The organism is Nicoliella sp. ESL1113, from assembly GCF_058509245.1.
On the sequence record NZ_CP196387.1, the window covers coordinates 568,843 to 588,760 of the forward strand.

General features: G+C 35.6%; 28 protein-coding genes. 27 read left to right on the forward strand and 1 reads right to left on the reverse strand.

Annotation, left to right across the window (positions count from 1 at the left end; all coding sequences use genetic code 11):
• Positions 1-2: 2 nt before the first annotated feature.
• From rplE to ACSYTJ_RS02355, 23 genes are all read left to right on the forward strand, one after another.
• The gene (gene rplE, locus ACSYTJ_RS02245) at positions 3-545 is read left to right on the forward strand and encodes a 50S ribosomal protein L5 (protein ID WP_491720052.1); all 543 of its coding nucleotides are present in this window, start codon (positions 3-5) and stop codon (positions 543-545) included.
• Between the two features lie 23 nt (positions 546-568).
• Positions 569-754, forward strand: a complete 186-nt coding sequence (locus ACSYTJ_RS02250; protein ID WP_491717233.1) for a type Z 30S ribosomal protein S14 — start codon at positions 569-571, stop codon at positions 752-754.
• Positions 755-785: 31 nt separating this feature from the next.
• The gene (gene rpsH, locus ACSYTJ_RS02255) at positions 786-1,199 is read left to right on the forward strand and encodes a 30S ribosomal protein S8 (RefSeq protein ID WP_491717234.1); all 414 of its coding nucleotides are present in this window, start codon (positions 786-788) and stop codon (positions 1,197-1,199) included.
• A gap of 27 nt (positions 1,200-1,226) precedes the next feature.
• Positions 1,227-1,766 (forward strand): 50S ribosomal protein L6, encoded by a 540-nt coding sequence (gene rplF / locus ACSYTJ_RS02260; protein WP_491717235.1) that lies wholly within the window; start codon positions 1,227-1,229, stop codon positions 1,764-1,766.
• Positions 1,767-1,817: 51 nt separating this feature from the next.
• Positions 1,818-2,174, forward strand: coding sequence for a 50S ribosomal protein L18 (gene rplR, locus ACSYTJ_RS02265; RefSeq protein WP_491717236.1), 357 nt, complete (start codon positions 1,818-1,820; stop codon positions 2,172-2,174).
• 21 nt (positions 2,175-2,195) lie between these two features.
• Positions 2,196-2,714 (forward strand): 30S ribosomal protein S5, encoded by a 519-nt coding sequence (rpsE, locus tag ACSYTJ_RS02270; protein ID WP_219054214.1) that lies wholly within the window; start codon positions 2,196-2,198, stop codon positions 2,712-2,714.
• 14 nt (positions 2,715-2,728) lie between these two features.
• Entirely contained in the window at positions 2,729-2,911 is a 183-nt protein-coding gene (gene rpmD / locus ACSYTJ_RS02275; protein WP_491717237.1) for a 50S ribosomal protein L30, read from the forward strand.
• A gap of 31 nt (positions 2,912-2,942) precedes the next feature.
• Entirely contained in the window at positions 2,943-3,374 is a 432-nt protein-coding gene (rplO, locus tag ACSYTJ_RS02280) for a 50S ribosomal protein L15 (protein ID WP_491717238.1), read from the forward strand.
• Positions 3,374-4,690 (forward strand): preprotein translocase subunit SecY, encoded by a 1,317-nt coding sequence (gene secY, locus ACSYTJ_RS02285; RefSeq protein ID WP_491717239.1) that lies wholly within the window; start codon positions 3,374-3,376, stop codon positions 4,688-4,690. Before rplO ends, secY begins: the two co-directional genes overlap by 1 nt.
• Positions 4,691-4,717: 27 nt before the next feature.
• Complete coding sequence (locus tag ACSYTJ_RS02290; RefSeq protein WP_491717285.1) at positions 4,718-5,374, forward strand: adenylate kinase; 657 nt, start codon at positions 4,718-4,720, stop codon at positions 5,372-5,374.
• Between the two features lie 144 nt (positions 5,375-5,518).
• Positions 5,519-5,737 (forward strand): translation initiation factor IF-1, encoded by a 219-nt coding sequence (gene infA / locus ACSYTJ_RS02295; RefSeq protein ID WP_219054219.1) that lies wholly within the window; start codon positions 5,519-5,521, stop codon positions 5,735-5,737.
• Between the two features lie 25 nt (positions 5,738-5,762).
• A complete protein-coding gene (rpmJ, locus tag ACSYTJ_RS02300) occupies positions 5,763-5,879 on the forward strand; it encodes a 50S ribosomal protein L36 (protein ID WP_219054220.1) in 117 nt (38 codons plus the stop codon).
• A 30-nt stretch (positions 5,880-5,909) separates the two neighbouring features.
• Entirely contained in the window at positions 5,910-6,260 is a 351-nt protein-coding gene (gene rpsM / locus ACSYTJ_RS02305) for a 30S ribosomal protein S13 (protein WP_491717240.1), read from the forward strand.
• A gap of 31 nt (positions 6,261-6,291) precedes the next feature.
• Positions 6,292-6,684 (forward strand): 30S ribosomal protein S11, encoded by a 393-nt coding sequence (gene rpsK, locus ACSYTJ_RS02310; protein WP_219054222.1) that lies wholly within the window; start codon positions 6,292-6,294, stop codon positions 6,682-6,684.
• A gap of 78 nt (positions 6,685-6,762) precedes the next feature.
• Entirely contained in the window at positions 6,763-7,713 is a 951-nt protein-coding gene (locus ACSYTJ_RS02315; protein WP_491720053.1) for a DNA-directed RNA polymerase subunit alpha, read from the forward strand.
• Positions 7,714-7,730: 17 nt separating this feature from the next.
• The gene (gene rplQ, locus ACSYTJ_RS02320) at positions 7,731-8,114 is read left to right on the forward strand and encodes a 50S ribosomal protein L17 (protein ID WP_491717242.1); all 384 of its coding nucleotides are present in this window, start codon (positions 7,731-7,733) and stop codon (positions 8,112-8,114) included.
• 173 nt (positions 8,115-8,287) lie between these two features.
• Entirely contained in the window at positions 8,288-9,127 is an 840-nt protein-coding gene (locus tag ACSYTJ_RS02325) for an energy-coupling factor transporter ATPase (protein WP_491720126.1), read from the forward strand.
• Complete coding sequence (locus tag ACSYTJ_RS02330; protein ID WP_491717243.1) at positions 9,097-9,978, forward strand: energy-coupling factor transporter ATPase; 882 nt, start codon at positions 9,097-9,099, stop codon at positions 9,976-9,978. Before ACSYTJ_RS02325 ends, ACSYTJ_RS02330 begins: the two co-directional genes overlap by 31 nt.
• On the forward strand, positions 9,971-10,765 hold the full coding sequence (locus ACSYTJ_RS02335) for an energy-coupling factor transporter transmembrane component T family protein (protein WP_491720054.1): 795 nt from the start codon (positions 9,971-9,973) through the stop codon (positions 10,763-10,765). The genes ACSYTJ_RS02330 and ACSYTJ_RS02335 overlap by 8 nt, the downstream gene beginning before the upstream one ends.
• A 4-nt stretch (positions 10,766-10,769) precedes the next feature.
• The gene (gene truA / locus ACSYTJ_RS02340) at positions 10,770-11,567 is read left to right on the forward strand and encodes a tRNA pseudouridine(38-40) synthase TruA (protein ID WP_491720055.1); all 798 of its coding nucleotides are present in this window, start codon (positions 10,770-10,772) and stop codon (positions 11,565-11,567) included.
• 122 nt (positions 11,568-11,689) lie between these two features.
• Positions 11,690-12,133, forward strand: coding sequence for a 50S ribosomal protein L13 (rplM, locus tag ACSYTJ_RS02345; protein ID WP_491717246.1), 444 nt, complete (start codon positions 11,690-11,692; stop codon positions 12,131-12,133).
• A gap of 13 nt (positions 12,134-12,146) precedes the next feature.
• Positions 12,147-12,539 (forward strand): 30S ribosomal protein S9, encoded by a 393-nt coding sequence (gene rpsI / locus ACSYTJ_RS02350; RefSeq protein WP_491717247.1) that lies wholly within the window; start codon positions 12,147-12,149, stop codon positions 12,537-12,539.
• A gap of 77 nt (positions 12,540-12,616) precedes the next feature.
• The gene (locus ACSYTJ_RS02355; RefSeq protein WP_491717248.1) at positions 12,617-13,204 is read left to right on the forward strand and encodes an ECF transporter S component; all 588 of its coding nucleotides are present in this window, start codon (positions 12,617-12,619) and stop codon (positions 13,202-13,204) included.
• Between the two features lie 170 nt (positions 13,205-13,374).
• On the opposite strand, the gene ACSYTJ_RS02360 is transcribed toward ACSYTJ_RS02355, so the two are convergent.
• Positions 13,375-13,629, reverse strand: a complete 255-nt coding sequence (locus ACSYTJ_RS02360; protein ID WP_491717249.1) for a DUF2187 domain-containing protein — start codon at positions 13,627-13,629, stop codon at positions 13,375-13,377.
• A gap of 168 nt (positions 13,630-13,797) precedes the next feature.
• On the opposite strand from ACSYTJ_RS02360, the gene ACSYTJ_RS02365 reads away from it, so the two are divergent.
• From ACSYTJ_RS02365 to ligA, 4 genes are all read left to right on the forward strand, one after another.
• Entirely contained in the window at positions 13,798-14,370 is a 573-nt protein-coding gene (locus ACSYTJ_RS02365; protein ID WP_491717250.1) for a xanthine phosphoribosyltransferase, read from the forward strand.
• Between the two features lie 23 nt (positions 14,371-14,393).
• A complete protein-coding gene (locus tag ACSYTJ_RS02370; protein WP_491717251.1) occupies positions 14,394-15,512 on the forward strand; it encodes an ATP-grasp domain-containing protein in 1,119 nt (372 codons plus the stop codon).
• A gap of 106 nt (positions 15,513-15,618) precedes the next feature.
• Positions 15,619-17,880: a DNA helicase PcrA gene (gene pcrA, locus ACSYTJ_RS02375; protein WP_491720056.1), complete on the forward strand. Its 2,262-nt coding sequence runs from the start codon at positions 15,619-15,621 to the stop codon at positions 17,878-17,880.
• Between the two features lie 21 nt (positions 17,881-17,901).
• Positions 17,902-19,914, forward strand: a complete 2,013-nt coding sequence (ligA, locus tag ACSYTJ_RS02380) for an NAD-dependent DNA ligase LigA (protein ID WP_491720057.1) — start codon at positions 17,902-17,904, stop codon at positions 19,912-19,914.
• Positions 19,915-19,918: the final 4 nt, after the last annotated feature.

Genomic DNA, 19,918 nt, shown 5'->3' on the forward strand with positions numbered 1-19,918 from the left:
TTATGACAAGTCGCTTACAAGACAAATACACTAATGAAATTTCAAAAGCATTAGTTGAAAAATTTAACTACTCATCAATCATGCAAGCTCCTAAGCTTGATAAGATTGTTTTGAACATGGGTGTTGGTGACGCTGTTACCAACGCTAAGAATTTAGACGAAGCCGTTGCTGAATTAGCTTTGATCTCAGGTCAAAAGCCTTTAGTTACTAAGGCTAAGAAATCAATTGCCGGTTTCAGATTACGTGAAGGTATGTCAATCGGTGCTAAGGTTACTTTACGTGGCCAACGCATGTACGAATTCTTAGACAAATTAATCAATGTTTCACTTCCACGTGTTCGTGATTTCCATGGTGTTAGCAAGAAATCATTTGATGGCCGTGGTAACTACACTTTAGGTGTACGTGAACAATTAATTTTCCCAGAAATCAACTACGATAACGTTAACCGCGTTCGTGGATTAGATATTGTTATTGTTACTACTGCTAATAGTGATGAAGAATCACGTGAATTATTAGCACAGTTCGGAATGCCATTCACTAAGTAGTGAATCAATAGGGAGGCTTTATATTGGCTAGAAAAGCATTAGTTTTAAAAGCAAATCGTCCTGCAAAGTTCTCAACTCAAGCATACACAAGATGTGAACGCTGTGGACGTCCTCACTCTGTTTACAGAAAATTCCATCTATGCCGTCTTTGTATTCGTGATTTAGCCCACAAGGGTCAAATTCCTGGTATGAAGAAGGCCAGTTGGTAAAATATAAAAAATAAAGGGAGGCTTATCGTTTATGTCTATGACAGATCCAATTGCAGATTTCTTAACTCGCATTCGTAATGCCAACATGGCTCGTCACGAATCAGTTGAAGCACCTGCATCCAAAATTAAACGTGCCATTGCTGAAATCCTTAAACGTGAAGGATTCGTTCGCGATGTTGAATACATCGAAGACGACAAGCAAGGTGTTATCCGCGTATTCTTAAAGTACGGTAAGGATAACGATGGTAGAAACAACCGTCGTGTTATTACTGGTTTGAAGCGTATTTCAAAGCCAGGTTTACGTTCATACGTTGATTCTCAATCTGTTCCTAAGGTTTTAAATGGTTTAGGAATTGCGATTATTTCAACTTCTGAAGGTGTTATTACTGATAAGGAAGCTCGTGCCAAGAAGATTGGTGGAGAAGTATTAGCTTACATTTGGTAAAATTTTAAAAGTATTGGAGGTGTAATTTTGAGTCGTATTGGTTATAAAAAGGTTGAATTACCTGAAAAGGTTGAATTCAGTCAAGATAATGACAAGTTAACTGTTAAGGGACCAAAGGGTACTTTATCAACTATCCTTTCTCCTGAAATTTCAGTTAAAGTTGAAGACAACGTAGTAAGTTTCGAACCTAACGTTCGTTACACTAACAAAGTTCGTGCAATGCACGGTACTATGCGTGCTAACTTTAACAACATCGTTGAAGGTGTTAGCAACGGTTTCAAGAAAACCCTTAAGCTTATCGGGGTTGGATACCGTACTCAACTAAAGGGTAAGACTTTAATTCTTAACGTTGGTTACTCAAACCCAGTTGAAATTGAAGTTCCTGAAGATCTTGAACTTGAAGTTCCTGATAACACTACTATCAACATTAATGGAATCAACAAACAACACGTTGGTGATTTCGCAGCTAAGGTTCGTGCCGTTCGTTCACCTGAACCATATAAGGGTAAGGGTATTCGTTACGAAGACGAATATGTACGTCGTAAAGAAGGTAAAACTGGTAAGTAATATTATTATTACTTATTATTTTGCTACTATATTAAATTAGAGGTGACTATTTTGATTACAAAACCAGATAAGAACAAGACACGTCAACGTCGTCATTTACGTGTCCGTAATAAGATCTCTGGTACTGCCGAGTGCCCACGCTTGAACGTTTTCCGTTCTAACAAAAACATCTACGCTCAAATTATTGATGACGTAGAGGGTGTGACGCTTGCTAGTGCCTCAACTCTTGATAGCGAAGCTAGTGAAGGTAACAAAACTGATCAAGCTAAACTTGTAGGTAAGTTAGTTGCTGAACGTGCAGCTAAGAAAAATGTTAAAAATGTTGTATTTGATCGTGGGGGTTACTTATACCATGGCCGTGTTCAAGCCTTGGCTGAAGCCGCTCGTGAAAATGGACTAGAATTCTAAAAAAGGAGGAATTGATAACACATGGCTAAAAAAATTCGTCCGAACCAAATTGACGCAAGTAAATTAGAACTTGAAGATAATGTTGTTGCTATTAATCGAATTACCAAGGTTGTTAAGGGTGGACGTCGTCTACGTTTTGCTGCTTTAGTAGTTGTTGGTGACAAGAATGGACATGTTGGTTTCGGTACTGGTAAAGCTCAAGAAGTTCCAGAAGCTATTCGTAAAGCTGTTGAAGACGCTCGTAAGAACTTAATTGAAGTACCAATCGTTGGAACTACTATCCCTCACGAAGTTGTTGGTATCTTCGGTGGTGGAAAGATCATGTTGAAGCCAGCCGTTGAAGGTTCTGGAGTTGCCGCTGGTGGTGCTGTTCGTGCCGTTATGGAATTAGCTGGTATCGATGATGTTACTAGTAAGCGTTTAGGTTCAGACACACCAATTAATTCAGTTCGTGCAACTTTTGAAGGCTTAATTTCATTGAAGAGTGCAGAAGAAGTTTCTGCTTTACGTGGTGTTTCTGCTCAACACTTAGCAGAATAAGGAGGAGTTTAGAGATGGCTCAATTAAAAATTACTTTAGCTCATAGTGCAACGCACCGTCTCCCTAAGCAACGTAAAATCGTTGAAGCACTTGGTTTACATCGTGTTAACAGCACTGTTGTAAGACCAGACAACGAAGCTGTTCGTGGTGCATTATTCAAAATTGCACATTTAGTTAAAGTTGAACAAGTTAAGTAATTTATCTATTTAATAAGGAGGTGTACTTTTAATGAAGTTAAATGAATTAAAAGCTGCTGAAGGCTCACGTTCATCAAGATCAAGAATTGGTCGTGGTCGCGGAAGTAAAGGTAAGACCGCTGGTCGTGGACAAAAAGGTCAAAAGGCTCGTAGCAAGACTCGTTTAGGTTTTGAAGGGGGTCAAATGCCTCTTTACCGTCAAATGCCAAAACGTGGTTTCTCTAACATTAACCGTAAAGAATATGCAGTTGTTAACTTAGCATCATTAAATCAATTTGATGATGGTGCTGATGTAACTCCTGAAAAGCTTGCGGAAGCTGGTTTAGTTAAAAACGTTAAGTTCGGAATTAAGGTCCTTGGCGAAGGCGATTTAACTAAGAAATTGACTGTTAAGGCTAACAAGTTTTCTAAGTCAGCCCAATCAGCAATTGAAAACGCTGGCGGTAAAATTGAGGTGATCTAATGCTATCAACCATAACGAACGCTTTTAAGATAAAGGATATTAGAAATAAAATTCTCTTTACTTTAGGAGTACTAATTGTTTTTAGACTTGGTTCATTTATTACTGTTCCTGGTATAAACGCGAAGGCACTTCAAAGCGTTTCTTCTTCTGGATTGGTTAGCATTTTAAACACCTTTAGTGGTGGTGGATTAACAAACTACTCCATCTTCGCTATGGGTGTTTCACCGTATATTACTGCTCAGATTGTTGTTCAACTGCTCCAAATGGACATCGTTCCTAAATTTGTGGAATGGGGAAAACAAGGGGAAGTTGGACGACGTAAATTAAATCAGGTTACTAGAATTATGACCGTTGTTCTTGCATTCATCCAATCTGTTGGGATTACTGCAGGTTTTAATACTTTAAGTAGTTTAAATCTTGTTAAAAACCCAGGAATTGCGACATATGTAAGTATCGGTATTATTCTAACCGGTGGTTCAATGTTAACAACCTGGATGGGAGACATGATTACTGATCGAGGAATTGGTCAGGGTGTTTCCATGATTATCTTTGCAGGTATTGTTGCAAGAATTCCAGTTGGAATCCAACAACTATATACTGATTATATTTTGGGTGAAAGTGGATCTGGTTTATGGCAAGGAATTGCATTCTTAGCTGTAATTCTTGTTGCTGTTTTAATTATTGTTACTTTTGTTACCTGGGTTCAACAGGCTGAACGAAGAATTCCGATCCAATATACCAGACGGGTTTCTAGTTCAAATGATAGTAGTTATCTACCATTAAAAGTTAACGTTGCTGGGGTTATCCCAGTTATCTTTGCCAGTTCGTTTATTTCGACTCCGCAAACAATTTTGATTTACTTTGCGAATAACCATCAAAACGATACTTGGTATCAGATTATGTCACAAATATTTAATATGCAATCAATTTATGGTTCCATATTATATACACTTCTAATCGTTATCTTTACTTTCTTCTATGCTTTCGTTCAGGTCAACCCAGAAAAACTTTCTGAGAATTTAACAAAGCAAGGAAGTTATATTCCAGGAGTTTGGCCAGGTAATGAAACTCAAACCTATATTTCTAAATTATTAATGCGTTTGAGTGTTGTTGGTTCTGTTTTCTTAGGAATCGTTGCATTAATTCCACTTATTGCTCAAAACGTTTGGAACTTGAGTGAATCAGTTGGTTTAGGTGGTACTAGTTTGTTGATTATTGTTGGTGTTGCAATCGAAGCAATTAGACAAATTAAGGGATTGATGATGAAGCGTGAATACGTTGGATTCATTAAGAACCCAAGACCAACTGATTTATAAAATCAAAGGGGATAAATAGCTATGTCAATGAATCTTATTTTAATGGGCCTTCCAGGTGCTGGTAAAGGTACTCAAGCAGAATATATTGTTGAAAAGTATGGAATTCCTCATATTTCAACTGGTGACATCTTTCGTGCTGCGATTAAAAATCAAACTCCAATGGGAGTTGAAGCTAAGAAGTACATTGATAAAGGTGATTTAGTTCCAGATGAAGTTACATCTGGAATCGTTAAGGATCGTTTATCAAAAGATGATACTAATAAGGGTTATATGTTAGATGGTTTTCCTAGAACTTTACAACAATCAAATGATTTAGAAAAAATCACAAGTGAACTTAATAAACCAATTGATGCAGTGATTAATATTGATGTTGATCCTAATACATTAGTTGAAAGATTATCCGGCCGATTTATTTGTAAGAATTGTGGTGCTACTTATCACAAACTTTACAAAATGCCTAAGGTTAAGGATACTTGTGATGTTTGTGGCGGACATGAATTTTATCAACGAAGTGATGATAAGCCAGAAACAGTTAAGAATCGTTTAGATGTAAACATTAAGATGAATACACCTTTAATTGATTTTTACAAGAATAAAAATGTTTTATTCACTGTTGATGGTAATCAATCCATCGAAGATGTTACTAAGGCAATTACAAAAATTCTTGATCAATTTAAAGCATAATTTCTCTTAAATATCAATTTATTGTTGATATAATTGTTCAGCTGCGTTTTGTGTGCTAAACTATCCTATGTATGTAGGATTTTGAGAGATAAGTGGGCTTTTTGCTCATTAATAAAATCTATAAATTTTTAGGAGGATTTTTCTTTGTCTAAAGATAATGTCATTGAAGTTGAGGGTAAAGTTTTAGAAACTTTACCTAATGCAATGTTTCGTGTTGAATTAGAAAACGGACATGATATTTTGGCTCACGTGTCAGGTAAGATTCGGATGCACTACATTCGCATTTTGCCTGGTGATAAAGTTACTGTGGAACTATCTCCATATGACTTAACTAAGGGTCGCATCACATACCGTTTTAAGTAAAACTTTTGTTTAGGAGGCAATTAGAATGAAAGTACGTCCATCAGTAAAACCAATGTGTGAAAATTGTAAAGTTATTAGACGTAAGGGTCGGGTTATGGTTATTTGTACTAACCCTAAGCACAAACAACGTCAAGGTAAGTAATTAATTTATTAATATAGGAGGTGTAATTTAATGGCTCGTATCGCTGGAATTGATTTACCACGTGATAAGCGTATCGTAATCGGTTTAACTTACATTTTTGGTATCGGTAAGTCAAGATCACAAGAAATTCTTTCAAAAGCAAACGTTTCTGAAGATGTTCGTGTTCGTGACTTAACTCCTGACCAAGAAGATAAAATTCGTGAAGTTGTTGACAGTTACAAAATTGAAGGTGACTTACGTCGTGAAGTAAGTATGAACATCAAGTTACTACAAGAAATTGGTTCATACCGTGGAATGCGTCATCGTCGTGGTTTACCTGTTAGAGGTCAACACACTAAGAACAATGCTCGTACTCGTAAGGGTAAAAAGGGTAGTAAGTAAAAAATATTTATGAAGGAGGTAAATAATTCTCATGGCAACTAAAAAAAGAAATACACGTAAGCGTCGTGTAAAGAAAAATATTGAATCTGGTGTTGCTCATATTCACTCCACTTTCAATAATACTTTAGTAATGATCACTGATGTTCAAGGAAATGCTATTGCCTGGTCTTCTGCTGGTGCTTTAGGTTTCCGTGGTAGTCGTAAGTCAACTCCTTTTGCTGCTCAAATGGCTGCAGAAGCTGCTGCTAAGACTTCAATGGAACATGGTATGAAGACTGTTGAAGTAGCTGTTAAGGGTCCTGGTTCAGGTCGTGAATCTGCTATTCGTGCACTTCAATCTACTGGTTTAGAAGTTTCCGCTATTCGCGATGTAACTCCAGTTCCTCATAACGGATCTCGTCCTCCAAAGCGTCGTCGGGTTTAAGGTTATTTATCCGTTATTTGCTTAACGGTGATAAACTTTTATTGACTCGTAACGTTTTGAAAGGGGTAGAAGATAAGAATGATTGAATTTGAAAAGCCTGATATTCATAAAATTGATGAAACCGATAACTATGGTGAAGTTGTTGTAGAACCATTAGAACGTGGTTATGGAACAACCCTTGGTAATTCTTTAAGAAGAATTTTACTTTCATCTTTACCTGGTGCTGCGATTACTAGTGTTCAAATTGATGACGTCTTACATGAATTCTCTACTATTAAGGGTGTTGTGGAAGATGTTACTCAAATTATTCTTAATGTTAAGAAAATTGATTTGAAGATTGAAGGATCAGATGACGCTGAAAAATCTTTCGAGATTAATGTGACTGGTCCAGCTAATGTTACTGCTGGTGATATCGAAGCCGATGCAGATGTTACAATCTTGAATAAAGATTTACACATTGCAACGGTTGCAGAAGGGACTACTTTCCATATGCGCTTAACTGCAAATAAGGGTCGTGGTTACGTTTCTGCTGATGAAAATAAAGAACGTAATGAAGGAATGCCAATCGGTGTTTTACCAGTTGATTCCGTTTATACCCCAATCGAACGTGTAAATTACCAAGTTGAAAATGCACGGGTTGGTCATAAAGCTGATTATGATAAGCTTACGCTAGATGTTTGGACTAATGGTTCTATGACACCTAGTGAAGCTGTTAGTTTGGCTGCTAAGATTCTAACTGATCACCTTAATATGTTTGTTAACCTTACCGATGAAGCTAAGAACACAAAGGTAATGGTCGAAAAAGAAGAAACACATAAGGAAAAAATGTTAGAAATGACAATTGAGGAATTAGACCTTTCTGTTCGTTCTTACAATTGTTTAAAACGTGCTGGGATTAATACTGTTCAAGAACTTACTGATAAGAGTGAACCTGATATGATGAAGGTTCGTAATCTTGGTCGTAAGTCCCTTGATGAAGTAAAAATTAAGTTAAATAACTTAGGCTTGTCCCTACGTAAAGAAGATTAAAAGGAGGATATCCAGATATGAGTTACCGTAAATTACAACGCACTAGTGCTCATCGTCGTTCATTACTTCGTAATTTAACCACTGAATTATTAATCAATGGTCAAATTAAGACTACTGAAGCACGTGCTAAAGAAGTTCGCTCAACAACTGATAAGATGATTACGCTTGGTAAGCGTGGTGATCTTAGTGCTCGCCGTAAAGCAGCTGCATTCTTACAAAACGTAATTGCTGATGCTAAAGAAGATGGCGATACTGTAACCGTTCAAACTGCTTTACAAAAGCTTTTTGATGATGTTGCACCTAAGTATTCCGATCGTAACGGTGGATACACTCGTATGTACAAGACCATGCCTCGTCGTGGTGATGGTGCATCAATGGTTATTTTACAATTAGTTGACTAATTAATTGTTTATAATTTCATATTAAATGAAATCACTAGGGTTAGTAATATAGAACGTTATGATGATGGGAATCCCGAGTCTAGTTCGAATATAGATTTTTATCTATGCATTACTAACCTGTTAGTGATTTTTTTATACATAAATTTATATTAAAATAGAACCGAGGGATTATTATCAACGATTACATTATTAAAGTAAGCCATCTAAAATATAAATACGCAGATTCTGATCAATATTCAATAAATGATGTGTCTTTTAACGTTAAGCAGGGAGAATGGCTATCTATTATTGGGCATAATGGTAGTGGAAAAAGCACTTTGATTAGTGCTTTAGATGGTTTAATTGAAATTGATAGTGGATCGATTGAGGTAGAATCAGTCCCATTAAGTCCTGATTCCGTTTGGGATATTAGAACTAAAATTGGATTAGTATTTCAAAATCCAGATGATCAGTTTGTTGGAGCAACCGTTGAAGATGATATTGCATTTGGGTTACAGAATCGACAAATTGAATATAATAAAATGCATCAAATTGTTGATGATTCATTAAGGGCTGTTGATATGCTGGACTTTAAGCAAAAAGCACCTTCAGATTTATCTGGTGGGCAAAAACAAAGAATTGCATTAGCTGGCATCATAGCTTTAAAACCTAAGATAATTATTTTGGATGAAGCTACTAATATGTTAGACCCTGCTGGTAAATCAAATATTTTATCTGTAATTAATAAGTTGAAACAAGATTATGGATTAACAATTATTTCGATTACTCATGATGTAAATGAATTAAAGCTTGCAGATCGTATTCTAGTCTTAAATAATGGAACAGTAGTCGCTGAAAATCAACCTGACGAAATATTTAGCAATCCTGAAAAACTAGTTAACATGGGTTTAGAATTACCATATGCAGCTCAAATAAAGGAAAATTTAAAGCAGCACGGAGTCAGTGTCCCCAATTATTATTTAAATGAAGGAGCATTTATAGAATGGATCAAGCAGTTTCCTTTAAAGAAGTAAGTTACTTGTATCAGCCTAATACACCATTTGAATCTAAAGCTTTAAATAACATCAGTTTTAATATAAATAAGGGTGATTTTTGGGCCCTTGTTGGTCATACTGGAAGCGGAAAATCAACATTGATTCAACAAATTAATGGGTTATTGTTACCAACCTCTGGATCTGTTACTGTCAAAGATGCAATTTTAAATTCAAAAACGGCCATAAAGGAAATTTATCGAATTCGAAAAAAAGTTGGAATTGTTTTTCAACAACCGGAGAATCAACTATTTGAGGAGACCGTTGAAAAGGACATTTCGTTTGGACCGAAGAATTTTGGAATTGCAGAAGATAGGCTACACCAGTTAGCCTTAGACAGCGTTAAGCGAGTTGGACTCCCTAGTTCATTATTACAACGTTCACCATTTGAACTATCAGGAGGTCAGATGAGAAGGGTTGCAATTGCTGGAGTTTTAGCAACTAATCCAGATATATTAGTTTTAGATGAGCCAACAGCGGGATTAGATCCAAAGGGGCAATTTGATATTATGAATTTGGTATCAGATTTGAGAAATAAACATGGCATTACTGTAATCTTAGTTACTCATCAAATGGAAATGGTTGCTAAATATGCTGACTACGTAGCTGTTCTAAATCATGGAGCTCTTTGTTTTAAAGGAACGCCAAGAGAACTATTTCAGGATCAATCCTTACTTTCTAAAATGAATCTAGCAGTGCCAGAAACCGTTAGATTTGCCAATGAGCTTAGTAAAATTGGAATTAAAATGTCATCTTTTCCTTTGACCCCTGATGAATTGACATCAGAACTGCTTGCCAAAATAAATTTTAAAATGAGTGATCAAAATGAATAAGTTATTATTAGGCCGTTACATTCCTGGCAATTCAATTATCCATAAAATGGATCCAGCATCTAAAATATTGTTATCGATATTTTTTGTTTTTATTATTTTTTTTGCAAATAACATCATTACCTATGGTCTAATGACTATTTTATCTTTAACGGCTGTTTTGGCTTCTAAAACGCCATTAAAATTCTTTTTACGTGGAATCAGGCCCTTAGTCTGGGTAATTATTTTTACTGTAATTATTCAAGTTTTGTTTGATAATACTGGACAGGTGTTATTTAAATTTAGTTTTATAACGATTACTGATGATGGATTAAAAACTGCTGGATTCATTTTTATCCGTTTCTTGTTAATTATTTTTTTCTCGACGATGTTGACGCTCACTACTGATCCGCTTGCGATTGCTTCTGGAATTGAAAAAATTTTGATGCCATTGAAAAAAATTAAATTTCCTGTTTATACAATGTCTTTGATGATATCGATCTCATTACGATTTGTTCCAACATTGATGGATGAAACTGAAACAATTGTGAAGGCTCAGAGTTCACGTGGGGTTAATTTTAAAGAGGGAAATATATTGAATCGCGCCAAAAAAATGGTGCCAATTCTAATTCCATTATTTATAAGTTCCTTTAAGCATGCTGAGGGATTAGGCCGAGCAATGGAAGCTCGTGGTTATAAGGATGGCGATAATCGGAGTCGTTATCATATTTATAAAATGTCTAGAATTGATTTTTACACCTGGATGATTTTTATTCTAATTGCGATTTTAGTGATTTTATTTAGGAGGTGAGGAATTGGCACGCTTTAAAATCATATTAGCTTACGATGGCACTAATTTTGCGGGATTTCAAAAACAACCCCATCAACGAACGATTGAGGGAGTTTTAACTAGTGTTGTTAATAAAATGGCTAAAAACCCAGATCCTAAAATTCCTGTATTTGGATCGGGGCGCACTGATGCAGGTGTTCATGCTTTGGGCCAAGTAGTTCATTTTGATTTTCCGTATCAAATTAGTGAAGTTGGAATGTTAAAGGGGATTAACAGTATGCTGCCCCTTGATATGGAAGTTACAAACGTTCAAATAGTTGCTGATGATTTTCATGCTCGATATGATGTTTCTGGAAAACGTTATATGTATCGATTTGATTTAAGTGAATTTATTAATCCTTTTAAAAGATTCTATACGGGACATTGGCGTTTCCCAGTAGATATTGATAAAATAAAAAAAGCAATTGTCGACTTGGTTGGTGAACATGACTTTTCGAGTTTTGTTGCTTCCGGATCGACGGCTAAGACAAATGTAAGAACAATTTACGAAGCCACTTGTTACCTTGATAAACAACAAAATGAAGTTGTTTTAGAATTTTATGGAAACGGGTTCTTATATAACATGGTAAGAATTATGGCTGGGGTTCTAATCGAAATCGGTGCTGGCAGAAGAGATGTTAACGATATTAAACGGCTCTTTAAAGTTAAAAATCGAAATCAGGCGCGCTTGACAGCGCCAGCTAGCGGACTATATTTAAAGCGGGTTTATTATGAGGGCGATGATCCTAAGCATCCAACTAAATTACCAGTCAAACAACGTTAATTTATTATTGACTTTATTGATAAATGTTTGTATTATGGTAGTTGGTATTGTTTGCCCCACAATAAAGCCCCGGAAACTTTTAGTTGGTGTCGAACAAACACAGAAACATGGAGGAATTCAAATTGCGTACAACATATATGGCAAAACCAGGTGAAGTAGAACGCAAATGGTACGTTATCGATGCAGATGGCATCGAATTAGGACGTTTATCAACTGTTGTTGCTTCAATCTTAAGAGGAAAAAATAAACCAACATTTACACCAAACGTTGATACTGGTGATAATGTTATTGTTATTAATGCATCAAAGATTGCATTATCAGGTCGTAAGGCTGCTAACAAGGTTTACTACCACCACTCCAGTTATATTGGTGGTTTGAAATCAAAGACTGCAGGCCAAATGCGTGAAAATACACCTGAAAAGCTTATCGAAACTTCAGTTAAGGGTATGTTACCTCATGGCACTTTGGGTCACCAAGTATTTTTGAAGTTACATGTATACGCTGGCGAAGATCATAAGCATGAAGCTCAAAACCCAGAAAAGTTAGACATTAGTAAATTAATTTAAGGAGGGGACTAATTTGGCTCAAGTACAATATCGCGGCACTGGTCGCCGTAAAGATTCAACTGCACGAGTACGCTTAGTACCCGGAACTGGTAAGGTTGTTATTAACGACAAGCCAGTTGAAGATTACATTCCATTTGCAAACTTACGAGAAGTAATTATGCAACCATTTAACGTTACTGAAACTCTTGGTAACTATGACGTTTTTGCTAACGTTAATGGTGGTGGTTACTCTGGTCAATCTGGAGCAACTCGTCATGGAATTGCACGTGCATTATTAGATGTAGACCCAGATTTCCGTGGTCCATTAAAGCGCGCTGGTTTATTAACTCGTGATCCTCGGATGAAGGAACGTAAGAAACCAGGTTTGAAGAAGGCTCGTAAGGCTGGTCAATTCTCAAAACGTTAAAATTTATTTTTATACATTTTGGCTCTGCTCCCGTTTGGAAGCAGAGTTTTTTTGTTCGATTTAAAAGGAGTTTAGTCATGAATAATACATCAAAATTAGTGATAAGGGCCATTTTTATTGCTTTGATAATCATTCAAACTACAGTACCAGGATTGGGATATATTCCAATTGGCCCGTTAAGTTTAACCATTATTCCAATCACAGTGGTTATTGCTACGGTTACATTAGGGACTAGTGATGGGGTATTAATTGGAACGATTTGGGGATTAATTACGTTTGTAAGAGCGTTCTTTTGGCCGACTAGCCCATTAGCTCAATATGTTTTTATTAATCCGCTTGTGTCTGTTTTACCGAGAATTTTAATCGGATTAGTAGCTGGAATAATCTATAACCGTATTTTTCATGCCAAAAATTCTAAATTAATTTTGGCACTTACTGGTATAATTGGATCTTTGACAAATACAGTTTTGTTATTGAGCATGATTTACGTTTTTTATCATGGATATGCTCAGCAACTATACAACATTAATGTGAAAGAACTTTTGCCTTATTTGTTAACTGTATTTACCACAAATGGAGTTTTGGAGGCGATAATAGCTGCTGTTATAACACCACTAGTCTCTATCCCATTAACTAAATTCATTAATAAGCAAAGAAGACTGTGACATACGTCTTCAAATATAAAAATGACGGATCCTATATTCATTAGGGGTTGGTCAAATAATTATGGATTCGTATTAACGACGATGAATAAAAAATGGTTCTTGGTATAAGAAATTTTTATTTCCTATATCAAGAACCATTTTATGGTCTTACGATCTATTCTCCGTTTTAACTAATCTTCTTTTTTAGGTTCTTCCTTTTTACGAGGAGCTGCTTTAATCATCTTTAACTTCTTATTATTGATAACGACCTTATTATGGTACTTATCAACGATTGCAGGATCATCAGAATTGAAGGAAATGAGAAATGAATTTGTATATCCCTTTTCGATAATTCCAGTAAATTTCTGTTTTTCTAATGTAAATGATACTTGGTCTCCAACGTTGTACTTTGCTTGTTCTGGACTAACCTCAGTATTTTTAGCCAAAATGCTCATCTCCTAAAACGTTTTATCCTTTGCAATATAACTAAAAAAAACTACAATGTCAATTTATTTTCTTAAAAATCTCTACATATCATCTAAATTAGATTGTTTTTAATTTTAAATCTCGTTAAAATGAATTATAAATATAGTTCATGGAATAGGAGAATATAAATGAAATTACTTGAAGAACGGATCAAAAAAGAGGGAACGGTACTACCAGGTAACATTCTAAAAGTTGATCGTTTTTTAAATCACCAAGTTGACCCACAGCTAATGGATGAGTTAGGGCAAGAATTTGCTAGACTGTTTAAAAATGATCATATCACTAGAATCTTAACTGTTGAATCTTCCGGTATTGCTCCTGCTGTTTTTGCAGGACTTCATTTAAACGTTCCAGTCGTTTTTGCACGTAAGAATAAGAGTTTGACGCATAATTCTAATATCTATTTTGCAGATGTTTATTCATATACTAAGCAAGTTACTAATCAAATTAGTATTGATAAGCGTTTTATTAATTCAAATGATAATGTTTTGATCATTGATGATTTTTTGGCTAATGGACAAGCTGTTTCTGGTTTATTAGATATTATTAAAGATGCTGGAGCTAAGATTGCAGGGGTTGGAATCGTGATCGAAAAGAGTTTTCAAGATGGTCATAAGTTAATCAATGAAAAGGGAATCAAGCTAGAATCACTTGCTAGGGTGAAGTCCCTTGATGATAATCAAGTGACATTTGTAGAATAAAATAGTTGAAAGTAGTGATTTAATTGACTAATAATTTTATTTATCCCGGTGATACTATCGGAATTATTAATAATGATGTCAATTCATTTAATTTAATCACAGCAGCAAAAAGAAACGGACTAAAAGTGGGAATGTACACTGATAATGCTGATAATCAGTTTGATTCAATTGCTGACTTTGTGATCAATGCCTCTTTAAAGGATACCGATAAGCTAAAGGATTTCGCACAACGTTGCGATGTTATTACCTATAATTCAATTCGTACGAATTCAGACTTAATTAACTATCTGACTCAGTTTACGAGGGTCCCACAGGGAACTGATATTTTAGAAATTATGAATGATCGTCTGATTGAACAGGCATTTTTAAATGATTTGAATGTTAATACGTTGCCTTATGTTACGATCGTAGAATTAAATGATCTTTATAATTCAATTGATTCAATTGGCTATCCAGCAATTTTGAAGCCGATTCAAAAATCATTTTTCAATGATCAACAGTTAATTATTCATAATCAAGTTGATATTGCCAGGGCAGCGATTATGCTGGATCGGGGTACCTACATTTTAGAGCCATATATTGAACATGAATTTGAATATTCATTGAATATTATTAATGGGATGAAAGATGAACCCAAGTTGATTCCATTAGTTCAGTGTAGATATAAGGGAAAGCAGTTAATTAGCGCATCTAATATTACCGCCTTGAGTTCGGATGTTAAAACGGAAATGAATCGGATTGGAAATCTAGTTTCTGATAATTTAAAATATTTTGGAGCCTTTAAAATAAAATTCTTGGTTACTAATAATGATACGATCTACATTAAATCGATTGAACCAAGGCTAGATATAGAAGCAATGATCTTCGACCGTTGTGTTGAAAGTATCACCGACGGTCATTTAAGATCGATTTGCGGATTACCTACTTATCCAAAGGTAGATGATGATACTTTTTACCTTAGAACGTTTACTCAAGATCAACTTGAAGATATAAAACGTCAATGGGCCCTAAAACCGAATTGGCAATTTGTATTTTATACCAAGGGTGAGAACGAACATGGTGCAATTGGTCATGTAATCGTTCCAACTAGTGATTTAGATAAAACTTTAGAGCAAGTGAATAACTCTGGAATTTGGGATTAATAAGTGTCGGTATATTAACTATATCGGCGCTTTTGTGTTATTAGTTATTAAAAAATTGCTATGCTATAATAATAATGATAAGAGATTGAGAGAGGATTGAATAACGTTGTCCAATAATGAACTTTTGGCAGGGATGAACGATAAGCAAAGTGAAGCCGTTTTACAAACTGAGGGCCCGCTATTAATTATGGCAGGTGCAGGTAGTGGTAAAACGCGTGTTTTAACTCATCGAATTGCACATCTAATTCAGGATAATAATGTTTTGCCCTGGAATATTTTGGCGATTACTTTTACTAATAAAGCTGCACGAGAAATGAAAGAACGGGTCATTAAACTATTGGGGCCTAGTGGAAATGACGTTTGGGTTTCTACCTTCCATGCTCTTTGCGTTAGAATTTTAAGACGTTATATTGATATTTTAGGTTATGATAAATCATTTACGATTGCTGGGACTAGTGAACAACAAACTTTAATTAAGAATATTTTAAAGGATTTAGATTATGATCCAAAGATTTACAGCCCTCGTTCAATTTTATCGATGATTTCGAACGCCAAAAACGATTTACAAACGCCAAATGAGTTTGTATCGAATAATAATAATGCTGAAAATCCCTTTATTAAGGTGACTGGTGAAGTTTATAAACAATATCAAAAAGAACTTCATCGCAATCAATCGGTTGATTTTGATGACTTGATCATGATGACAATTCAATTGTTTGAAAAAGCCCCTGATGTTTTACATTATTACCAAGATAAGTTTAAGTATATCCACGTTGATGAATACCAAGATACGAACGAGGCACAATATAGACTCGTTCACATGCTAGGTGAAAAGTACGAAAACGTTTGTGTAGTTGGGGATGCTGACCAAAGTATCTATGGTTGGCGTGGCGCAAATATGAATAATATCTTAGACTTTCAAGATGATTATCCTAAGGCGCATGTGACATTATTGGAACAAAACTATCGTTCGACTAAAACAATTTTGAACGCTGCAAATGCAGTTATTCAAAATAACGAAGAACGTAAGGATAAAAATTTATGGACTGAAAATGCAGTCGGAGAAAAAATTACTTATTATCGTGCGCAGAGTGAATTTGATGAATCACGCTTTGTTGTTACAAATATTAAGAATGAAATGAGTAACAATCATTATTCATATGGTGATTTTGCGGTTTTATATCGAACTAATGCACAATCACGTGTAATTGAAGAAACCCTTTTAAAATCTAATATTCCATATACAATTGTTGGTGGTCATAAGTTTTACGATCGTAAGGAAATCCAAGATGTTTTAGCGTACTTAACATTGCTTGCTAATCCAAGTGATTCCATGAGTTTACAAAGAATCATTAATGAACCTAAACGTGGAATTGGCGCCGCTAGTATTGAAAAGCTAGTTAATTTTGCTAATGCTAACTCATGGAGTGTATTTGAAGCTTGTCAAAACATTGAATTAAATAATGATATTAGTAGTCGAGCTAGAAGGGCAATTGATAATTTTGGTGCGGTAATGACAGCCCTACAAGCCGATGTAAATAAATTATCATTAACTGACTTAACGAATGCCGTATTAGAAAAAACTGGTTATTTATCGACCTTAAAAGCTTCAAAGACATTGGAAGCAAATGCGCGTGTTGAAAATATTGAGGAATTTTTATCAGTTACAAAGCATTTCGATGACTCTCATCAAGATGGCTCAGATGATGGTACGTTAGTTGACTTTCTTTCTGATCTATCGTTAGTATCAGCACAGGATGATATTGCTGAAAATACCCCAGAAGTAACCCTAATGACTTTGCATGCAGCAAAGGGACTAGAATTTCCAGTCGTATTTATGATTGGGATGGAAGATAGTATTTTTCCACTTTCCAAAGCAATGGAGAATCCAAAGGAGCTAGAAGAAGAACGTCGATTGGCTTATGTTGGAATTACACGTGCGCAAAAGAAACTTTATTTAACAAATACATTTGCTAGGATGTTATATGGTCGAAGACAAACGAATCCAGCCTCCCAATTTATCGAAGAGATTAACCCCGATTTAATTAATGCAGTTAACTCGAATGGAAGGACTGCTTCTAGTGGGGCAATTAAAACCCCATTTGATAGTCCAAATAATCATAATGCTCGTTTTGCCAATTCTTCTCCTTATCGGGGACCAAGTAGTCATAAGTCAACGAAGCAAACAACTGGGGCTAGCAACCAGACTTGGAATGTTGGAGACAAGGTTTCTCATAAAGCTTGGGGAACTGGAACCGTTGTGAAAGTTGATGGAAACGGTGAAAGCATGGAATTAGATATTGCATTTCCAACTCCAACCGGTGTGAAAAAATTACTTGCAGCATTTGCACCAATTACTAAGGAATAAATCTTTTGAGGAGGAATGTTTGTGAGTACTAAAGGTTCTGAACAAGCTGCTGAGCAAAAGATAAATGAAATTAAGCCAAAACTAAAAAGATGGAGTCGTGAATACTACGTTCAAGATAAACCTAGTGTCGAAGATGCTGTCTATGATGCCACTTACCAGGAACTAGTTAACCTAGAAAAGAAGTATCCTAATTTAATTACCGCTGATTCACCAACTCAAAATGTGGGTGGACAAGTCTTACCACAATTTTCAAAAGTGAATCATAATATTCCCTTATTATCATTAGGGGATGTTTTTTCAAAAACTGAATTGGATGATTTTACCGTTAGAATTGAAAAAAATTACCCAGAAGTAGCGCAATTTAACTGTGAACTGAAAATTGATGGACTCTCGATATCATTACGTTATGAAAATGGATTGCTTGTTGAGGGATCAACTCGTGGTAATGGTCAAATTGGTGAAGATATTACTAGGAATTTAAAAACGATTCCTTCGATCCCGCAAAAATTAACCCGTCCAATCACGATTGAAGTTCGGGGAGAATGTTATATGCCCAAGGATTCCTTTGCAAAATTAAATGAAGAACGGGAACGGAATGGAGAAAATGTTTTTGCTAACCCTAGAAATGCAGCTGCCGGTAGTTTAAGGCAGTTAAATCCACGCATTACTGCTAGTCGTCATTTAAGTACGTTTATGTACAATGTGGCTGATTATAATGATTTAAAAACAAATACCCAAAGTGGTTTGTTAGCTGAATTAAAGGATTTAGGATTTAAAATTAACCCTAGCTACCAGGTTGCTAATAATTTAGATCAAATTAATTCTTATATTGATGAATATCAAGCAAAACGTGATAGCTTAGAATATGGAATTGATGGAATCGTGGTTAAAGTGAACGAATTAAATCTACAAACCCAAATTGGGGCGACCGTTAAAGTTCCCAAGTGGGCGATTGCATATAAGTTCCCTCCCGAAGAAGAAGAGACCAAATTAACCGATATTGAATGGACGGTCGGTAGAACTGGGGTCGTAACTCCTACGGCTGTTATGGAACCAGTTAAGCTAGCTGGAACCATTGTTTCGAGAGCTTCTCTTCATAATCCTGACTATTTGAAAGAAAAGGGTGTTCGAATCGGTGATACCGTTAAGTTGCATAAAGCCGGGGATATTATTCCAGAAATATCCGAATATATTGTGACTAAGCGACCGAAAGATTCTAAACCATATTTAATTCCGACCGAATGTCCTTCTTGTAAGGCTAAATTGGTTCATTTAGATGATGAAGTTGCATTGAGATGTATTAATCCGGCTTGTCCTGCACAAATTACTGAGCAAATGACTCATTTTGCTTCTCGAAATGCAATGGATATTACTGGGTTGGGCCCTAGAATCGTTCAACAACTTTTTGATCATAAGTTATTATCTGATGTTGCAGGACTTTATAGTTTGAAATTGGATGATCTATTAAATTTGGATAAGTTTGGTCCTAAATCTGCTGAAAACTTATTAAATTCTATTAATAATAGTCGAAATAATTCTATGGAACGCTTATTATTTGGGTTAGGAATTCGACATGTTGGTTCTAAAGCAGCTAGATTAATCTCTGAACACTTTAAAACGATCGACGCTTTAAAAGAAGCTGATGCAGATTCGATTGCTTCAATTAATTCAATGGGGACTGTGATTGCTGATAGTGTTACGACTTACTTTAGTAGTACTCCAGCACAAAGATTAATAAATCAACTAAAATCATTGGGGGTTAACATGCGTTATACCCGCTCAGATGAATCGAAGAATGATAATTCATTTTTTGATCAGAAAAAAGTTGTACTAACTGGTAAACTTGAGCAAATGACCAGGCCTGAAGCAACTGCCTGGCTGCAAGATCATGGTGCTAACGTTACCAGTAGTGTTTCTAAGAGTACTGATTTAGTGATTGCTGGCAAGGATGCCGGTAGTAAGCTGACTAAGGCGGAAAGCTTGGACATCACGGTTTGGGACGAACAACGTTTTATTTCAGAAATTAAAGGTTAGCGCA

Excerpts from the sequence above, each read along its gene's own strand:
- rplE (WP_491720052.1), top strand. The coding sequence starts at position 3 with ATGACAAGTCGCTTACAAGACAAATACACTAATGAAATTTCAAAAGCA.
- rpsH (WP_491717234.1), top strand. The coding sequence starts at position 786 with ATGTCTATGACAGATCCAATTGCAGATTTCTTAACTCGCATTCGTAAT.
- rpsE (WP_219054214.1), top strand. The coding sequence starts at position 2,196 with ATGGCTAAAAAAATTCGTCCGAACCAAATTGACGCAAGTAAATTAGAA.
- rpmD (WP_491717237.1), top strand. The coding sequence starts at position 2,729 with ATGGCTCAATTAAAAATTACTTTAGCTCATAGTGCAACGCACCGTCTC.
- rplO (WP_491717238.1), top strand. The coding sequence starts at position 2,943 with ATGAAGTTAAATGAATTAAAAGCTGCTGAAGGCTCACGTTCATCAAGA.
- secY (WP_491717239.1), top strand. The coding sequence starts at position 3,374 with ATGCTATCAACCATAACGAACGCTTTTAAGATAAAGGATATTAGAAAT.
- ACSYTJ_RS02290 (WP_491717285.1), top strand. The coding sequence starts at position 4,718 with ATGAATCTTATTTTAATGGGCCTTCCAGGTGCTGGTAAAGGTACTCAA.
- rpmJ (WP_219054220.1), top strand. The coding sequence starts at position 5,763 with ATGAAAGTACGTCCATCAGTAAAACCAATGTGTGAAAATTGTAAAGTT.
- rpsM (WP_491717240.1), top strand. The coding sequence starts at position 5,910 with ATGGCTCGTATCGCTGGAATTGATTTACCACGTGATAAGCGTATCGTA.
- rpsK (WP_219054222.1), top strand. The coding sequence starts at position 6,292 with ATGGCAACTAAAAAAAGAAATACACGTAAGCGTCGTGTAAAGAAAAAT.
- ACSYTJ_RS02315 (WP_491720053.1), top strand. The coding sequence starts at position 6,763 with ATGATTGAATTTGAAAAGCCTGATATTCATAAAATTGATGAAACCGAT.
- rplQ (WP_491717242.1), top strand. The coding sequence starts at position 7,731 with ATGAGTTACCGTAAATTACAACGCACTAGTGCTCATCGTCGTTCATTA.
- ACSYTJ_RS02330 (WP_491717243.1), top strand. The coding sequence starts at position 9,097 with ATGGATCAAGCAGTTTCCTTTAAAGAAGTAAGTTACTTGTATCAGCCT.
- ACSYTJ_RS02335 (WP_491720054.1), top strand. The coding sequence starts at position 9,971 with ATGAATAAGTTATTATTAGGCCGTTACATTCCTGGCAATTCAATTATC.
- ACSYTJ_RS02355 (WP_491717248.1), top strand. The coding sequence starts at position 12,617 with ATGAATAATACATCAAAATTAGTGATAAGGGCCATTTTTATTGCTTTG.
- ACSYTJ_RS02365 (WP_491717250.1), top strand. The coding sequence starts at position 13,798 with ATGAAATTACTTGAAGAACGGATCAAAAAAGAGGGAACGGTACTACCA.